The sequence below is a fragment of the Glutamicibacter sp. genome, from assembly GCF_032154645.1.
Taxonomy (GTDB): Bacteria; Actinomycetota; Actinomycetes; order Actinomycetales; family Micrococcaceae; genus Glutamicibacter.
The window spans coordinates 41,050-56,175 of sequence record NZ_JALDXV010000012.1; the positions used below are offsets into that span (position 1 = coordinate 41,050).

Annotated in this window: 17 protein-coding genes; 7 read left to right on the forward strand and 10 right to left on the reverse strand. The window is 57.3% G+C overall.

Going from position 1 to position 15,126, the window contains the following annotated elements:
* Nucleotides 1-48: 48 nt before the first annotated feature.
* From RUH64_RS11150 to RUH64_RS11175, 6 genes are all read right to left on the reverse strand, one after another.
* Nucleotides 49-666 (reverse strand): GrpB family protein, encoded by a 618-nt coding sequence (locus tag RUH64_RS11150; RefSeq protein WP_313813398.1) that lies wholly within the window; start codon nt 664-666, stop codon nt 49-51.
* Nucleotides 667-681: 15 nt separating this feature from the next.
* Nucleotides 682-4,137: a DNA polymerase III subunit alpha gene (locus RUH64_RS11155; RefSeq protein ID WP_313813402.1), complete on the reverse strand. Its 3,456-nt coding sequence runs from the start codon at nt 4,135-4,137 to the stop codon at nt 682-684.
* Nucleotides 4,138-4,210: 73 nt separating this feature from the next.
* Complete coding sequence (locus RUH64_RS11160) at nt 4,211-4,525, reverse strand: DUF6504 family protein (RefSeq protein ID WP_313813404.1); 315 nt, start codon at nt 4,523-4,525, stop codon at nt 4,211-4,213.
* A 207-nt stretch (nt 4,526-4,732) separates the two neighbouring features.
* A complete protein-coding gene (locus tag RUH64_RS11165; protein WP_313813405.1) occupies nt 4,733-5,101 on the reverse strand; it encodes a hypothetical protein in 369 nt (122 codons plus the stop codon).
* Nucleotides 5,079-5,435, reverse strand: a complete 357-nt coding sequence (locus RUH64_RS11170) for a type 1 glutamine amidotransferase domain-containing protein (protein WP_313813406.1) — start codon at nt 5,433-5,435, stop codon at nt 5,079-5,081. Before RUH64_RS11170 ends, RUH64_RS11165 begins: the two co-directional genes overlap by 23 nt.
* Nucleotides 5,435-6,049 (reverse strand): TetR/AcrR family transcriptional regulator, encoded by a 615-nt coding sequence (locus RUH64_RS11175; protein ID WP_313813407.1) that lies wholly within the window; start codon nt 6,047-6,049, stop codon nt 5,435-5,437. The genes RUH64_RS11170 and RUH64_RS11175 overlap by 1 nt, the downstream gene beginning before the upstream one ends.
* A 138-nt stretch (nt 6,050-6,187) precedes the next feature.
* Between RUH64_RS11175 and RUH64_RS11180 the strand changes: the two genes are divergently transcribed.
* The 4 genes from RUH64_RS11180 to RUH64_RS11195 all read left to right on the forward strand — a co-directional run bounded on the left by RUH64_RS11180 (nt 6,188) and on the right by RUH64_RS11195 (nt 9,611).
* Nucleotides 6,188-7,123, forward strand: coding sequence for an NAD-dependent epimerase/dehydratase family protein (locus RUH64_RS11180; RefSeq protein WP_313813408.1), 936 nt, complete (start codon nt 6,188-6,190; stop codon nt 7,121-7,123).
* 143 nt (nt 7,124-7,266) lie between these two features.
* A complete protein-coding gene (locus RUH64_RS11185; protein WP_313813409.1) occupies nt 7,267-8,355 on the forward strand; it encodes an S-(hydroxymethyl)mycothiol dehydrogenase in 1,089 nt (362 codons plus the stop codon).
* A complete protein-coding gene (locus RUH64_RS11190) occupies nt 8,352-8,981 on the forward strand; it encodes an MBL fold metallo-hydrolase (RefSeq protein WP_313813411.1) in 630 nt (209 codons plus the stop codon). The genes RUH64_RS11185 and RUH64_RS11190 overlap by 4 nt, the downstream gene beginning before the upstream one ends.
* A gap of 84 nt (nt 8,982-9,065) precedes the next feature.
* Nucleotides 9,066-9,611, forward strand: a complete 546-nt coding sequence (locus RUH64_RS11195; RefSeq protein WP_313813412.1) for a hypothetical protein — start codon at nt 9,066-9,068, stop codon at nt 9,609-9,611.
* Here RUH64_RS11195 and RUH64_RS11200 read toward each other — a convergent pair.
* Nucleotides 9,596-10,321 (reverse strand): SOS response-associated peptidase, encoded by a 726-nt coding sequence (locus RUH64_RS11200; RefSeq protein ID WP_313813413.1) that lies wholly within the window; start codon nt 10,319-10,321, stop codon nt 9,596-9,598. The genes RUH64_RS11195 and RUH64_RS11200 overlap by 16 nt on opposite strands.
* A 122-nt stretch (nt 10,322-10,443) precedes the next feature.
* Here RUH64_RS11200 and RUH64_RS11205 point away from each other — a divergent pair, with 122 nt between their 5' ends.
* Nucleotides 10,444-10,722, forward strand: coding sequence for a mycoredoxin (locus RUH64_RS11205; RefSeq protein WP_313813415.1), 279 nt, complete (start codon nt 10,444-10,446; stop codon nt 10,720-10,722).
* A gap of 54 nt (nt 10,723-10,776) precedes the next feature.
* Here RUH64_RS11205 and RUH64_RS11210 read toward each other — a convergent pair whose 3' ends face one another.
* Together RUH64_RS11210 and RUH64_RS11215 are read right to left on the reverse strand one after the other, a co-directional pair.
* Nucleotides 10,777-11,523: a lipoyl protein ligase domain-containing protein gene (locus RUH64_RS11210; protein WP_313813416.1), complete on the reverse strand. Its 747-nt coding sequence runs from the start codon at nt 11,521-11,523 to the stop codon at nt 10,777-10,779.
* Nucleotides 11,524-12,019: 496 nt separating this feature from the next.
* Nucleotides 12,020-12,181 carry a hypothetical protein gene (locus RUH64_RS11215; protein WP_313813417.1) on the reverse strand — a complete coding sequence of 54 codons (162 nt, stop codon included), beginning with the start codon at nt 12,179-12,181 and terminating at the stop codon, nt 12,020-12,022.
* 539 nt (nt 12,182-12,720) lie between these two features.
* Here RUH64_RS11215 and RUH64_RS11220 point away from each other — a divergent pair.
* The gene (locus RUH64_RS11220; RefSeq protein ID WP_313813418.1) at nt 12,721-13,338 is read left to right on the forward strand and encodes a uridine kinase; all 618 of its coding nucleotides are present in this window, start codon (nt 12,721-12,723) and stop codon (nt 13,336-13,338) included.
* Here RUH64_RS11220 and RUH64_RS11225 read toward each other — a convergent pair.
* Nucleotides 13,335-14,153, reverse strand: coding sequence for a thioesterase family protein (locus RUH64_RS11225; protein WP_313813419.1), 819 nt, complete (start codon nt 14,151-14,153; stop codon nt 13,335-13,337). The genes RUH64_RS11220 and RUH64_RS11225 overlap by 4 nt on opposite strands.
* A gap of 766 nt (nt 14,154-14,919) precedes the next feature.
* Here RUH64_RS11225 and RUH64_RS11230 point away from each other — a divergent pair.
* Nucleotides 14,920-15,123: a cold-shock protein gene (locus RUH64_RS11230; RefSeq protein WP_141360909.1), complete on the forward strand. Its 204-nt coding sequence runs from the start codon at nt 14,920-14,922 to the stop codon at nt 15,121-15,123.
* Nucleotides 15,124-15,126 lie beyond the last annotated feature (3 nt).

Genomic DNA, 15,126 nt, shown 5'->3' on the forward strand with positions numbered 1-15,126 from the left:
ATTTCTTCCTCTCGTTGTTGATAGTGGATTCTACGGGCTGGGATGGGTCTATCGGCTCTGTGCTTTACGGTGCTGGGTGATGAATTCGGTTTTTCCTTCGAGGTAGGAGATTCGATCGTGTGCATGGGTGGCGGCTAGTTGTTCTTTGAGCCGTTGGTAGGCTTCTCGGTCTTGTGGGGTTCTTCGCAGGTAGTTTCTGAAGTTGAGGTAGTGCGCCCATTCGGTCTGCCCGTAGGTGATGACGTGGGCGTTGATGAGCCTGTTGTTTGCTTCGATTTCGAAGCCGTATATCGTATCGGGGCGTATGGCGTCCGCTTCTCCCCTGTAGATGAATCCGTGGCCCAGCAGCCAGCGATGTAGTTCGTCGCTGCCTGCTTCGGGGACGGTTCCGATGATGATGTCCAGGATGGGTTTGGCGCTCAATCCCGGTACCGCGGTAGAGCCGATATGTTCAATGGCTTGCACGCCCAACGGTTTGTTCCCCAGTAGGACTCTTTGTACTTCGGTGAAGGCCTGTTCCCATTTGGGTGAAGAGTTTGCTAGGCGGACTTCCGTTCTGGGCAGGCCGAGTGTTTTGTTGGCCAGTGCCTTGACGAGCGCTGGGTTGAGCCGCAGAGGTAGGTCGGTACGTATGCATGCAGGTGTCTTATGTTGCTCTGTGCCCATGAGGCTCATCCTAGGTCAGGCTCCGCGCTGGTCGAGCCCTTCTGCGTTCATGCGTTGGGCGAGTTCTCCGACGCTTTCTCCGCCGGGGACTGCGTTGCCTAGTTTCGGCCGGTAGTTGGCTCGCGGGCGGGCGGCATTGTCCAGGTAGCCGGCTTGCGGCAGGGTTTCTGGTTGGTGCAGGTCCCAGGCGTTCAGCGCCTGCAGCGAGATGCCGCGTGGGCCGGTGCGGCGGGTGACGCCATGGATGAGCAGCATACGGGTGGAGAAGAGCAGCGGTCCGGTGCGCTGCTGGGTGTCGTCGAAGAAGGTGGCGTCGATGCATCCCGTACCGTCGTCGATGGAGATGAAGACGACGCGTTTACCGCCGCGCATGGGTGGGGTTTGGGTGGCGACGCGCACGCCGGCGACCAGTACCTCGGTGCCGGAGCGCAGGTGCAGCAGCTCAATGGCCTGGGTGATGGGCAGGTGGCCTAGGAGCTTTCGGTAGGAGGTGATCAGGTGTTCGCTGACGTCTAGGTGCATGAGGTCCAGCTCGGTGCGGACTACTTCTGCTGGTTCCAGTTCGGTTCCGGTGTTTTTGATGTGTTCGATCTGGCCGAGGTCAAAGGTCAGTTGCCCGGGACCCGGACGGTATTTGGCGGGCAGGGTGGTGCGGGCCATGGATTGGGTGTGGGCGATGGTGTCTGCCCTTGAAGTTCCGGTGAGCAGGGAGTCGAAGACGCCGAGGGCTGCGAGGTTTTGGTAGGTGCGGCGGGATAGGCCTGCGCGGTCGCGGATGTCGGCGAGGGATTCGTAGGGTTGGCCGGCGACAAGGCGTTCGATCTCGCGTTCGCTCATTTGGTGGATGTCGCGGAAGGCTAGGCGGATTCCGTAGCGTCCCGGGCGTTGGGTTCCCGGGGCGCGTGGCACTACCGGTGCCGCCGGTTGAACGTATTCGAAGATGCGTTCGACTCGGTAGTGTCCGGTGGAGCGGTTGATATCCAATGGGAGGACGGGAACACCCATGCGGCGGGCTTCGGAGACCAGCAGCCGCTTGGGGTACATGCCGGGGTCGTGTTCCCAGATGCCGGCGAGGAAGGCCTCGGGGTGGTGGGCCTTGAGCCATGCGGAGTGGTAGGTGGGTACGGCGAAGGCTGCTCCGTGGGCCTTGCAGAATCCGAAGGAGCCGAAGCCTGCGAGCACCTCCCAGGTTTTGTCGATGACTTCTGGCGGGTATCCCCTTTTGCTGGCTTCGGTGCGGATGATGTTTTCGACGATCGGCTCTTTCTCCGGGTTGCCCAGATATCTGCGGTAGACATCTGCCATTCCCAGCCCGCAGCCGGTGAGGGCGTGGATGATCCTCAGTACCTGTTCGTGGAAGACGGTGACTCCGTGGGTTTCGGCGAGCGCAGGGATGAAGTTTTTGTGCAGGTACTGGGCGGGGGCGAAGCCGTGGCGGTGTTCCAGGTAGGGCTTGACCATATTTGACTGCATCGGGCCGGGGCGGAAGAGCGAGATGTCGATGATGAGGTCGTTGAATTCGCGGGGAGCCAACTTGCCTACCAGCTCGCGCTGTCCCGGGGATTCGATTTGGAAGCAGCCCAGGGTGTGGGTGGAGCGGATCAGTGTGAAGGTCGGTTCATCGTCCAGCGGCACCTTGGCCAGTTCAATGGTGCCGTCCTCGTTGATGTAGCCGTCCTCTTGGTGTCCTCCCGCGCGGGCCACGGTTTGCTTGTCGCCGTGGATGCGGGCGATCTCTTCCAGGCTGTAGGCGATGGCCGATTGCATACGCACGCCGAGCACGTCGAGCTTGATCAGTCCCATGTAGTCCATGTCGTGTTTGTCGAATTGGCTCATGGGCAGGGCGATGCCCGAGGACTGGACCGGGGTGCGGTTCAGCAGTGTGGCATCGGAGAGGATCACGCCGCAGGGGTGCATGGAAATATGCCGCGGCAGCCTGTCGAGGCGCTCGGTGGCGTCGATGAGGATGTCCAGTTGGGAGTCGTCGGTGATGCGTGCGGCAAGTTCGGCGAGTTCGGGCTTCTGGGTGAGTGCTTCTCGGAAGGATGAGGCAGAGAAGCGCCAAAGTTGTTTGGCAATCTCATCCACCTGGTCTTCTTCTATCCCCAGCGCTGTTCCAGCGTCGCGGACCGCTCCGCGGGCACGATAGGCGTTCTGCATGCTCATCAGGCTCACGCGTTCTTCACCGAAGCTGCTGAAGATTTTGCGGTAAATTTCGTGGCGTCTAGCCGATTCCACGTCGATGTCGATATCCGGCAGGGTGGTGCGGGTTTCGGAGAGGAAGCGTTCGAAGACCAGGTCGTGCTGCAGCGGGTTGACCTGGCTGATGCCCAGCAGGTGGTTGACCAGCGATGAGGCTCCGGAGCCTCTGGCGGCGACGCGCACCCCCATATCGGTGATGATCTTGACGGTTTCCGCCACGGTGAGGAAGTAGCCAGCGAAGTCCAGTCGGTTGATGATGCGCAATTCCAGTTCGAGCTGTTTTTCAACAAGGCTTTGGTCTTCATGTGGCAGCAGTCTGGGTACCGCGCTGTAGACGCGCTCCGTCAGCTCCTGCATGGCTGGCCGGTGCAGGCCTAATACTGAGGCTTCGGGGATGACCGGCTGTTTCCAGCCCAGATCGGAGGCCGGGTCGAGTGCGGCAAAGCGTGCGGTGGCTTCGGTTTCCCTCAGCAGCCGCTGCTTCCATGAACGTTCGGTGGCGCGGGCGATCGCGGCGGCAAGCTGGTGCATTTCCTGCGGAGATTTAAGCCATCCTTGGCCGTTGGGTTGGAAGGAGTGCAGGTCTTTGAGCCGGTGCAGGGCCCGGGCGGAGTCGAGCAGGTCGGCGGTGACCGCACCATCGGGGTCGACGTAGCGTACGGCGTTGCTCAGTACCGCGCGGATTCCCAGTTCGTCGGCGTAGCGTAGCATTTTTCCTGCTTCGCCAAGGCTGTAGCGGGAGCCTGCCGCCGAAAGATGCGTGGTGATTTCGACCCGAAGCATCCGGCCAATATGGTGCTTCCAGTTGGCCATCAGCGCTCGGGCCTGGGCATAGCGCCCCTGGCCGACAGCCCGCGCCACATCCGACTCCCCGCCAATGAGCACCACAAGGTTCCCATCAGCCGCCCTGTGGGCGATTTGCCGTGGGGTCAATCCAATTTTTCCTCGGGCAGCCTGATGGGCCAGGCTGATGCTTCGACAGAGCGCTGCATACCCTGCCCCCCTGCAGTGCCCTCGGGCCAGCAGGATAATCCTCCCGGTGGTTTGCCCATGGTCATCCAATACCGCAAGGTTGACACCGAGGATTGGGGTGATGTCTTCGTCGATGCAGGCCGCCACATGTTTGACCGAACCATACAGTCCGTCCCTGTCGGTGAGCGCAAGCATCGTGGCACCCTGCGCTTTGGCCGCCGCTACCAGCAGCGCAGGGTGCGAGACGCCGTAGTGGGCGCTAAATGATGAGGAAACGTTCAGGTGGGTAAAACTCATAGCAGATTTTCGAATATATGTTCGTTTTCACCTTTCATTATGCGGCCCCGCGGGTTCGAATATTCCTCCGCGCCTAGGCGCTGCGCGGCAGGTCCACATGAACTCGGATTAGCCGCCAGCGCTCGGTTTGCGGATCAAAACTCAGGTCCACACTTTGCGGATCGCCCTGCCCGCGAGCCGGGGCTAGCTGCAGCCGCCACATCTCATAGTCAGCCATTCCAGCGCCGATTCCCCGCGGAATTCTCAGGTTTTCATCCCACCATTTTCGACGCTCAAACCAACATTCGGGCTCGGCCACGAGTCGATACTCCCGCCCCAGCCACTTCACGCGCAGTGGCATTCCATTGGCGGCGCGGGTCACTTCGACCGACTCGGTAAACATGCCCATGGGTGAACTCCTTGATCGCAAAACCATTGTATTCGAACCTATGTTCGAATGACAGTTACACTAGTCATCGCGACAGACAGTTTGGTTTTGCACCATATTCACCCCTATACCGAGGCCGAGGGGTACCACTATTCAAAAGCGCTCACAATCAAGAGCGGCGCGAAGACAATAGTGGCTGTCTTCGCGCCGCTGAGAAGAACCGAATCCCTACTCGGCAATCTTGGCAATTAATGCTTCGGCTAGCTTCGCCGATGACTGGGGGTTCTGTCCGGTATAAAGATTTCCATCAACGACAACATGGGGGCGCAATGGGATGAGTCCCTTGCTGTAGCTTGCACCAAGTTCCTTCAGCCGATCCTCTAGGAGCCAAGGGGCTTTCCGCGCAAACGAATTCAACAATTCTTCTCGATTCGAAAGCGCCGTGAGTTTTCGTGTTGCGAACGGCGACCTTCCCTGTTCGTCTACCGTCGCCAGCAGGGCGGCTGGAGCATGGCATAGCAATGCCAAAAGCTTCCCAGATTCCAAGCGCGCATTAAGCTTTAGCCCGGCGACTTCATCTATCGCAAGATCCTCCATGGGACCATGACCCCCCGGGAAAGAAGACCAAGTCGTATTCAAGGATGTCAACCAAGTGCAGGTCCAGCGGCTTCGCAAGCACCGGTTCCAGCTCGCTAAGCTTAGCCCGGTACCTCCGCGTCTTCTTAGGCAGTCCGCCAGCTATGCCGAGGCTGAGTTCGTCAACAGTAGGTGGCGCAGCGCCCGGAGTTGCAAGAGAGACGTCATAGCCCTGATCCTTGAACATTTCATAGGGAACCAGAAATTCCTCGGCCCAAAAGCCTGTCGGGTGTTGCGTTCGGTCGCTCAAAGTCCAGTAATGAGCCCCGGAAAGAACCATTAGTACGCTTGTCATTAATCTAGTCTCCTTGCCTGCTTTGCGGCATATTCGGATTGCCCGCCTGTCAAAACTGCACCGAAGGCCTGGCGCACCCGCCGATCAACCTCGGACGATGTTAAAGATGGTAATTTTCCGTCAAGGTGGAGGAATGCCAAGCCGTGAGCAAGACTCCATAGTGCGGTAGGCAAGGCCTCATCCTTCGCATTTGGAAATGCCTGCCCCACGGCAGTTTCCAAGAATGCTTGAAGATTTTTTGCCGCAATGACGCGATCGTCGTTGGCGTCAGCGCATCCCTGCCCGAACATCAGCCGAAAAACGGCCGGGTGATCCAGAGCGTACCTTACGTAAACCACGGCCAGCCCGGGGATGTCTGGCGAAGAATCCCCTGTTGAACCATGCAGTTTCAACTGACTCAATAAAACCTCAAACCCGGAAGCGGCAATCGCAGATTCAAGCTGTTCGCGGTCCTTGAAATGTCGATAGGGCGCGGCGGCCGAGACTCCCACCTTGCGGGCAACCGCGCGCAGCGAGAAGGATTCACCGCTTTCGATCAGTTCCGTGGCGGCACCCACCAGCGCTGTACGTAGGTCGCCATGGTGATAGCCCGCAGGCTTTGATTGCGCGGTCACTCGATCACTCCTTCAATAAGAACCCATATGCATTCACCAGCAGTCTACACAACGATGTTGACGGTGCTTACTTTTTGACATAACCTCAAAGTAAACACCGTAAACATTGAACTTCCGACCGCGAATTATGGAGCGACAATGCAGACAATTTTGGGAAGCAGTGGGCAGATTGCCGTTGAACTGGCTAAAGAACTGCAGCGCACAATGACGCACGATCTGCGCTTAGTCAGCCGAAATCCACACCGGGTCAACGATTTAGATCAACTGCACGCTGCCAACCTCCTGGACGCGGGGCAGACCACAGCGGCCATGCGCGGCAGCGAAGTCGTATACTTCACTGCCGGACTGCCAGCCGACACAAAGCTATGGGAGCAGCAGTTTCCGTTGATGCTGCGCAACGCGCTCGACGCAGCCCGCGCGACCGGAGCAAAATTCGCCTATTTCGACAACACCTATATGTACCCGCAGGACCAGCAGGTGCAAACGGAAGAGACTGCATTTGCCCCGGTGGGTCGCAAGGGAAAGGTTCGCGCCCAGATGGCGCAGATGGTTCTCGATGAAATGCAACGCGGAGACATTCCGGTGCTCATCGCCAGGGCGCCTGAATTCTATGGGCCTGGGCGCACCCAGAGCTTCACGAACACCTTGATCATCGACAACATTGCCCATGGCAAGAATCCGCGCATCCCCGTCGCCGATCGGTATCTGCGCTCCTTGATCTGGACGCCGGATGCCAGCCGTGCCCTTGCTGCACTGGCCAATACCGACGATGCCTACGGGCAGACCTGGCACCTGCCGATAGATCAGCACCGCCTGACCTACCAACAATTCACCCAGCTGGCCGATCAGGTATTCGGCCACAAGTCGAAACCTGTCATCCTGCCACGCTGGGCGCTGCAGGCTGCAGGACTCTTCTTGCCTCAGGTGCGTGAGCTGCACGAGCTATTGCCCCGGTACGCGGCCGACAACATTTTCGACTCGTCAAAGTTCGCTTCCCGGTTCCCTGATTTCACTGTCACTACATACCGCCAGGGGCTTGAAATCATTCGAGAAGAGAAGCGCCGGGGCATCTGAAGCCGAAAGGGTGCTGCCCCGAGCCTTATCCCGGGTAGTCACATGAAAGTTCATGAGGCGCGTAGGCTAGATTCCGACGGTCTTCCCCGATAGCATCGAGGTGACCTACAACTCATATATTTCAGCAAGGGGACACGAACCAGATGCCTCATAAGGTAAAAGCAGTTATTGCACGCGCCAAGAATGCAGACGTCGAGCTCGTCGACATCATTGTGCCCGATCCAGGCCCGGGAGAAGTCGTCGTCGACGTACTGACCTGCGGCGTCTGCCATACCGACCTGCATTACAAGCTGGGCGGCATCGGCAACGATTACCCATACCTATTGGGCCATGAATCCACCGCGGTAGTCAGCCAGATCGGCGAAAACGTCACCAACGTCAAGGTCGGCGACCGCGTCATCCTCAACTGGCGTGCAGTCTGCGGCCAGTGCCGCGCCTGCGAAAAGGGCCAGCCGCAGTACTGCTTCAATACCGCCAACGCCACCCAGAAGATGACGCTCGAGGACGGCACCGAGCTCTCCCCTGCGCTGGGCATCGGGTCCTTTGCGGAGAAGACCCTGGTGGCAGCAGGCCAGTGCACCAAGGTCGACGAAGACGCCGACGCGGCGGCCGTGGGCCTGCTGGGCTGCGGCATCATGGCAGGCATCGGCGCCGCGATGAATACCGGTGAGATTCAGCGTGGCGAATCGGTAGCAGTGATCGGCTGCGGCGGCGTGGGTGCAGCGGCGATCGCCGGGGCACAGCTGGCCGGGGCCACCACCATCATCGCCGTAGACCTGAACCCGGCCAAGCTGGAAAAGGCAAAGTCTCTGGGCGCCACCCACACCGTGAACTCCGCTGAGGTCGACCCGGTGGCAGCGATCCAGGAGCTGACCGGAGGCTTCGGCGCAGACGTCGTCATCGACGCCGTGGGCCGCCCTGAAACCTACAAGCAGGCCTTCTACGCACGCGACCTAGCAGGACGCGTCGTGCTGGTCGGCGTACCGACCCCGGAAATGACCCTGGAACTGCCGCTGCTGGATGTCTTCGGCCGCGGCGGCTCGCTCAAGAGCTCCTGGTACGGCGACTGCCTGCCAAGCCGTGACTTCCCTATGCTTGTTTCCCAGTACAAGCTGGGCCGACTGGATCTTGATGCCTTCGTCACCGAACGCATCAAGCTCGACCAAATCGAGGAAGCCTTCGACAAGATGCATGAAGGCACCGTGCTGCGTTCGGTGGTTGAGGTCGCATGAGCGCACGCGTAGAGAACGTCGTCACCTCTGGAACGTTTAGCCTCGACGGCGGCACCTGGGAGGTGGATAACAATGTCTGGATCATCGGCGACGAGAACGAAGTGATGGTCATCGATCCCGCCCACGACGTCGCCAAAATCCGCGAGGCGATCGGCGAGCGCGAAGTGATGGCAGTTCTGCTCACGCACGGGCACGACGATCACATTCGGGCTGCTGCACAGTTCTCCGACGAGGTCGACGCACCGCTGTTCCTGAACCCCGAAGACCAGATGCTGTGGGACGCCGTGTACCCGGAGCGGGAGATCGACGCGGAAATCCATGAGGGCGACAGCTTCACCGTGGCAGGCACAAGCTTCACCGCGTTGCATACCCCAGGGCACTCCCCGGGATCTACCTGCTTCTATGCGGAGGACCTCGGTGTGCTGTTCAGCGGGGACACCCTGTTCAACGGCGGACCGGGAGCCACAGGACGCAGCTATTCCAGTTTTGACACGATCATCGATTCGATTCAGTCGAAGCTGCTGACGCTGCCTGCTCAGACTGTGGTGAACACCGGGCATGGAGACTCCACCAGCATCGGTGCCGAGGCACCTCATCTGCAGGAGTGGATCGCGCGCGGACACTAAGCGCCGTGGCTGATGTGCGCCGGGAGAATCTTCAGGTTCTCCCGGCACACATATTTTAAGCAGCGGTTATGACAGAATGTTCCCATGTCAGATTCAGCTCAACGCCCCCTTGCCCTGCGGCTTGCAGGGTTATTCAGTGCCTTGTTCATCATTGCAGGGGCGATACTGCTCTGGATCGACAGCAAGACCGAGTTCATCTTTTACAGCGGCTCCTATGAACCGCTGGAGAACGAGACCTTCTATTTGGGGCCCTCGACGATGCAGATCGTTGGTGAGGTTCTACTGGGACTGGGGTTCGCCGCGCTCTGCATGAGCTTGGGGCTCATCCTCGGTAAGAAAATCCAGCAGGTTACCCAGGCGCGGGCCATCTTTATCACAGGACTGGTCCTAGGCGTCCTGTTTCTGGTCGGCGGCATAGCGCTGACGGTCTGGGATCTCACCCAGGAGCGCACCTTCGGCTGGTTTGCCTATGCCCCGCTCACCAAGGCAAGCATCACTCCGTATCCGCCGACAACCTTCGCGTTGATAGCCGGCAAAATGCTGACCGGGTTGGGCTTAGGGGCATTAGGCTTTAGCACCGGACTGAAGTGGGAGTTGAAGGAGCGCGCAGCAGATCAGAATAACGACTGATGCTGCTCGAGGAGTTCGGGCCCGTTATTGCGGACGTTGCCGACGGCCGGATCCACCTCATACATGCTCCAGGTTGAGGCAACGTCAAAGGCTTCTGCACGAATTTGTTCAATCAGCTCCGGCGCATCCTCATTTTCTGGATCGAGCCAGCGTGCCATGGTGTCATGATCCAGCGGGATGGGGAGCCTGTCGTGTAGGCCGGCGAGTTCGCCCAGCACACCAGGCTCTTCAGGCGTCGGAGAGTCCATGGTCATAATCGAGGTGGACAGGATCCAGCTGCCGTCCTCGTCTTTCCACCATTCATACAGGCCTGCAAAGAAGATGAGCTTCCCGTCCTCACGGTGAACGAAGAACGGACGCTTCTTGCTGCCTTCCTTCTTCCACTCGTAATAGCCCTCCACCGGCACCGCCGCACGCCGCTTCTTCACTGCTGAACGGAATGTCGGCTTCCCGGCGGCTGTTTCGCTGCGGGCATTGAATGCGCGCACCCCCACCGATAGATCTTTGGCCCAGCCCGGCACCAGACCCCAGCGGGCCACGTGTACCTGACGGTGCAGTTGGCCGTCGATGAGCCGTTCGAGGACGATGGGAACATCGGTGGTCGGGGCGACATTCCATGATTGGCGTAGCTCGAGGTTTGCATCGGCTTCGGCCTCCGCCTCGGCCACCAGGTCGCCGATGGCCTTAGCCATCACGTAGCGTCCGCACATACTCTTGCCCCTTGAACCTCGGTGGGAATTTTGTACCAGTGTAGCCCGCCGGTCAATAGAAATCAGCGTCTCATTGTCACCGGTATGGGAACAAAGCTACAGGTCGCGTGGTTATATGAGGTATGAGTACTGAGCTAAACCTTGAAAAGTATGTTCCTGCTGCCGGCGGGGTCACCATGTTCACCACCAGCTGGTGCGGATACTGCCGCAACCTCAAGCGCCTGATGGATCAGAAAGGTGTGGCATACACCGAGGTCAATATCGAAGAAGTTGACGGCACCGCAGAAATCGTCGAGTCGTTCAATAATGGAAACCAGACTGTTCCAACTTTGATCTTCCCTGATGGCAGCGCAGCGACCAACCCTCGCATTGAGGAAGTCGTGGAACGCGTCAACGCATAGAACCCCTCACAATAAATGCCTGGCCCATCGTGATGGGGCAGGCATTTATTGGTTTCAGCGAACAGGGATGCCTGAAATCTGAATATGCTGTTGGTATTCCTCGAGCAGCGCATCAATGAATGACTCGGTGTTCAATCCTGGGACTAGATCGTCGCCGGCGCCAACGGTAGCTGGCTCCATAGGTACTTCCATGGCCTGGTACACGTCATCTAGGACCTTGCGCAATGGTATGGAATTTTCGACAACGAAGACGCTGGAAAACAGCCACGCCCCGGAAATCACACGCTGTGCTGTACCAACAAGTTTTACCGGATGAGTAATCGCCGAGGCTGCAGTGGGAACCCCGTGTACGGAGTGGTCGCCTGGGCAATATTCTCCGGGAATTGGACCGACCTCAGCCTGAACGCCCACACGGCGAAAAGCATCTGCATACAATTTGGCAAAAATCTCGAAACGAGCCTGATGCCCCATGACCGCTTCAGATTGCGGCTCGATATGGTCAACGATCAACGTTCCGCGGTGATATGCGGCAGCCCTGCCGCCGGCTTTGCGAACCAACGGGGCAAACCCATTCTCAACAGCTGCTCGACTCGCTGCTTCAAATCCTGGGAGCCGGACATCGCGTTGGCCGAAGGCAAGAGTTGGATCGGGGCGATAGAACCTGAGCAATGGCCCCCGCGAGCCCGCCTGGACTTCACGCAGCAACGAGATGCCACGATCCAGATCGGTGCCCGGATCCCCGCTGGGCTCCTCCCACAGATATGAAAGGGGGGTGTTTAATTGGGGATTCCACAAGCTCATAGTAATGAGTCTAAAACAGGTGACTCTTCCCGACTAATGTGTCGGCGATCTGCCTTGGTGCTATTGCACAAAATGCGCAGTCGATCACTTTGCGACAAGGCCCAAGACCTTCAAAGTTGTCAGCGATGGCTCAGTACCGCCGTGCTAATACTTGGCAAAATAACGAGCAACCATGCATGTTCAAGATGTGCTTGGAAAACTACAGAAATCCGGGGTCAACGATCGCTCAAATTAGGTACGCCTCGATCTTCAAAGAATCCCCAAACCATGACGGTTTAGGGATCCCCCCCAAGGCTTTCCACCCCGATGACCATCGCCAGCCCAGAGAACTCAGCTAACTTGCACGGCGTTTTCGAGTTCTAGACGTTCCTTCGCTACTTTAGAACCATATTTAAGCTCCTACTTGCGAAGGATCTTTTTGGCTAGCTCTTTCTCAAAATCAGAGATCAGTTCAGCCCTGCCCGACAGAATACTTTCGTTCAGAATGCCTGGTTCTTTAGCCTGCGTTGTCACCGCCCACCTCATTTCCATTATCGCTGTCTACTGTTAGATCTTCTACCGTGAAACCTGAGACGTTCTTGACGACCTCATGCATGAGTTGATCTGGAACTTCTCCATAATTTCCGAAAAGTACGTCGATCAGGCTAAGGCCAGCCATACGTCTTACGCTGACGTCTGACAGGGCCCTGTCATTTGCCCGCTCCAGCTGATTCCTCACACTTTCGTTCTCAATGGTCTTCATAGAAACGCCGGCACGATGCACCGATGCAGCGTATGCAAGGCCCGCCGTTGCAACAGCGAAAATACCTGCGGAAGGAGGATCTGAGCAGAGCCATCGTCAAAACAGGTCGTCCAAGGCGAAGGGTGGTAGTAATTGAGCGATAGTAAACCCGAGCAAGAAAGACAGCAAGGATGCCACGATCGGGGACTTCAGCACTTTGAACGTTTGACGCCAATCACCTGTCTTTGTCTTCATGGATCAACCGCTCCGACGTGTATCTAACAGGGATGCTGCGCACCAACTTTCTCTTGAGGTGAATACATGTCTGTGCACCTGCAAAATGGGCACGCTAAGTTTCTGAAGAAATGCAAATTCAATCGCTCAGGAAACAGTGAGCCTCAGTTCCCGTTGAGCAGAACAGGTTGAGAGCAGGAAGGCACTCCCCAAGTACTCCCGAGCACAGAATGTGGGCGATAATGAAAAGCGTGCCTTCTTCATCTACGCCTGTCATCCTCATTGGCGGCCCCTCAGGTTCGGGCAAGTCCTACCTTGCCGCTCGCTTCGGCAATCCGCATCTGCCGCTGGACGAGTTTTATCGACAGATCAGCGAAGATGGCAATCCCACTGATTTCCCACGTACCGACTATGGCGAAATCGATTGGGACCATCCAGGCACCTGGAACATAGAGGCGGCATTGAATGCGATCGATGAATTGCTGGTTCAGGGACGGACGATGGTGCCCAACTACTCCATCGCCACCTCCAGCTACAGTGGGCACCGCGAAGTCACCTGCGACGGAGGACCGATCATCGCCGAAGGTATCTTCCTCTCGGAAATCCTCGAGCCGCTGCGCGCAAAAGGCATCAACGTTCAGGCTTATTACGTAGATGAACCGGCGCTGGTGACCACCATCCGCCGGTTCATCCGCGATGTTTCTGAACGCCGCAAACCGCTACTCTTCCTGATCAAACGAGGCTATGCGTTATTTCGTGCCCACGGAGCAGGGCGTGAAGCGTACCGCACAAAGGGATTCTCCATCATCCCGAAATCAGAGCTCAAGAAGCTGCTTGCGTCTTTCGACCAGCAAGACTAGCGCGAGCGAACCGTCAGAATCTGTTCTGCTCGACCAAATGGGCCATGCTCATCGTGCAGCACAGTCGAGGTCAGGCCGATGCCGTCATCCCCGTAGCTCTGCTGTACGTCTAGGCCCAACCACTCGCCGCTTGGAATGCGATACATATGAATTTGCAGGTCCAAGTTGGGGAACATCCACGTTCCGTCTCCCGGCTGTACTCGAGGGGCAACGCCATTAGCCGTATCTACCAAACCAATGAGGCTCGCAAGGCGTGATGCGTCCTTGGCATCCACCAAAGAGTATGGGGTGCGCAGCCATGCAATGCCCCTGCCTGCTCGATGCCCGGGGGCAACTCGCAGCTCAATAGACCGGATATAGCCACCGGGCCAGAACCGGGTGATGTCTTCAGGAATGCAGTCTTCCGGCCCTGGGACCTTTGCATCTTCAATGCCTGCTACTGCTGATGAATCGCCGGTGATAACTCTCCAAGCTCGAGCAACAATGCTGGTTCGCCCTTTGGCTGTCATTTCTGCTTCGATGAGTTCGATCGTTCGTCCAGGACGCACCATACGAGTGGTCACTTCAAATTCACCAGCATGAATCAACCCGTGAATTTCAAAGCTTAGGCGGGCAATGCGCATGTCGTCACGAGGCTGAAATTTTTCCAACTCATACGTCAGAATTCCGGATGCTGGAGCCATATGCTGCTCATGCGCATTCCACGCACCCTGGGTATGCCATGACGAACGATATTTGCCGTCGCCCAAAGATTCAAAATAGAAATCTCCATTGGCGAGGATCTTGTCCAGGTCTTCTGTGAGCTGGTGCGTCATTGCTGCCCTCCTGGCACTCTTTACGACACGTAGTTAGCCTCCAGCGTATCCAACGTGTGAGACATAACACCAAATTTCAGCCAGCGGTTATCAACCAGGCGGATCATGGTGATGCGCTCGCCGAGCCTCGAAATTCGGCGCACTCAAGAACGCTGTGAACATCATTGATAGTCAAAACAACACTTTGCATCATCGTCTCAGTTCGGGCAGCACGGACATGCCACAGCGCATGAGAATAGGGAGTAACACTAGGATTTGTTACCGACAGTAATGAACGTCACGCGCAAAGTAGTGGTAGTCAATGCTAAGGTTTAATGGTTACCTCAGGGTTTTCCGATGAATATTTTGCCGGGAAACACTAGCAGTAGGATTTGTGGAACAGTCAGCAAATCGTCTGTACAACATAAATCAGCACATCCCGTTGGCGACGGGGAATGCTTCAATCGAAACGAATTCTTCATCTTCTCTTCTTCACTCAGCACGTCTCGTTCGTTGCCACTCTGCGCATCAGAACTTGATTCCTTGTTCTACTCCATTGGCCTTGGCTCATTACCGGCCGATCTCTCGGAATTTTCAGACAATTCAGCTAGTGCAGTGACATCCGTTTTGGCCGATACCGGCAAAATCAGTAATCGATTGTCCGTATCGACGGCAGGCGAATCCTTTCGAGAACTCTGCCTGAGGTAACCCATAATTTTCCGATGCGAAACTACGGATCGGTACCTAGGCCACAGTCGTGGCCGACCAATAATAAGGAAATATCATAATGGCAACTGGCACCGTAAAGTGGTTCAACTCGGAAAAGGGCTTCGGCTTCATCGCACCTTCGGACGGCTCCGCTGACGTCTTCGCACACTACAGCGCAATCCAGAGCTTCGGCTACCGTTCGCTCGAAGAGGGTCAGACTGTTGAGTACACCCTGGAAGCTGGTCCAAAGGGCCCACAGGCAACCAACATTCAGGCTAAGTAGTCT

What these genes read in the sequence shown, in the direction of transcription:
- RUH64_RS11225 (WP_313813419.1), bottom strand. Translation starts at nt 14,153, where the DNA reads ATGACGCACCAGCTCACAGAAGACCTGGACAAGATCCTCGCCAATGGA.
- RUH64_RS11160 (WP_313813404.1), bottom strand. Translation starts at nt 4,525, where the DNA reads ATGGGCATGTTTACCGAGTCGGTCGAAGTGACCCGCGCCGCCAATGGA.
- RUH64_RS11180 (WP_313813408.1), top strand. Translation starts at nt 6,188, where the DNA reads ATGCAGACAATTTTGGGAAGCAGTGGGCAGATTGCCGTTGAACTGGCT.
- RUH64_RS11210 (WP_313813416.1), bottom strand. Translation starts at nt 11,523, where the DNA reads ATGAGCTTGTGGAATCCCCAATTAAACACCCCCCTTTCATATCTGTGG.
- RUH64_RS11155 (WP_313813402.1), bottom strand. Translation starts at nt 4,137, where the DNA reads ATGAGTTTTACCCACCTGAACGTTTCCTCATCATTTAGCGCCCACTAC.
- RUH64_RS11150 (WP_313813398.1), bottom strand. Translation starts at nt 666, where the DNA reads ATGGGCACAGAGCAACATAAGACACCTGCATGCATACGTACCGACCTA.
- RUH64_RS11205 (WP_313813415.1), top strand. Translation starts at nt 10,444, where the DNA reads ATGAGTACTGAGCTAAACCTTGAAAAGTATGTTCCTGCTGCCGGCGGG.
- RUH64_RS11185 (WP_313813409.1), top strand. Translation starts at nt 7,267, where the DNA reads ATGCCTCATAAGGTAAAAGCAGTTATTGCACGCGCCAAGAATGCAGAC.
- RUH64_RS11170 (WP_313813406.1), bottom strand. Translation starts at nt 5,435, where the DNA reads ATGACAAGCGTACTAATGGTTCTTTCCGGGGCTCATTACTGGACTTTG.
- RUH64_RS11195 (WP_313813412.1), top strand. Translation starts at nt 9,066, where the DNA reads ATGTCAGATTCAGCTCAACGCCCCCTTGCCCTGCGGCTTGCAGGGTTA.
- RUH64_RS11200 (WP_313813413.1), bottom strand. Translation starts at nt 10,321, where the DNA reads ATGTGCGGACGCTACGTGATGGCTAAGGCCATCGGCGACCTGGTGGCC.
- RUH64_RS11165 (WP_313813405.1), bottom strand. Translation starts at nt 5,101, where the DNA reads ATGGAGGATCTTGCGATAGATGAAGTCGCCGGGCTAAAGCTTAATGCG.
- RUH64_RS11220 (WP_313813418.1), top strand. Translation starts at nt 12,721, where the DNA reads ATGAAAAGCGTGCCTTCTTCATCTACGCCTGTCATCCTCATTGGCGGC.
- RUH64_RS11215 (WP_313813417.1), bottom strand. Translation starts at nt 12,181, where the DNA reads ATGGCTGGCCTTAGCCTGATCGACGTACTTTTCGGAAATTATGGAGAA.
- RUH64_RS11230 (WP_141360909.1), top strand. Translation starts at nt 14,920, where the DNA reads ATGGCAACTGGCACCGTAAAGTGGTTCAACTCGGAAAAGGGCTTCGGC.
- RUH64_RS11190 (WP_313813411.1), top strand. Translation starts at nt 8,352, where the DNA reads ATGAGCGCACGCGTAGAGAACGTCGTCACCTCTGGAACGTTTAGCCTC.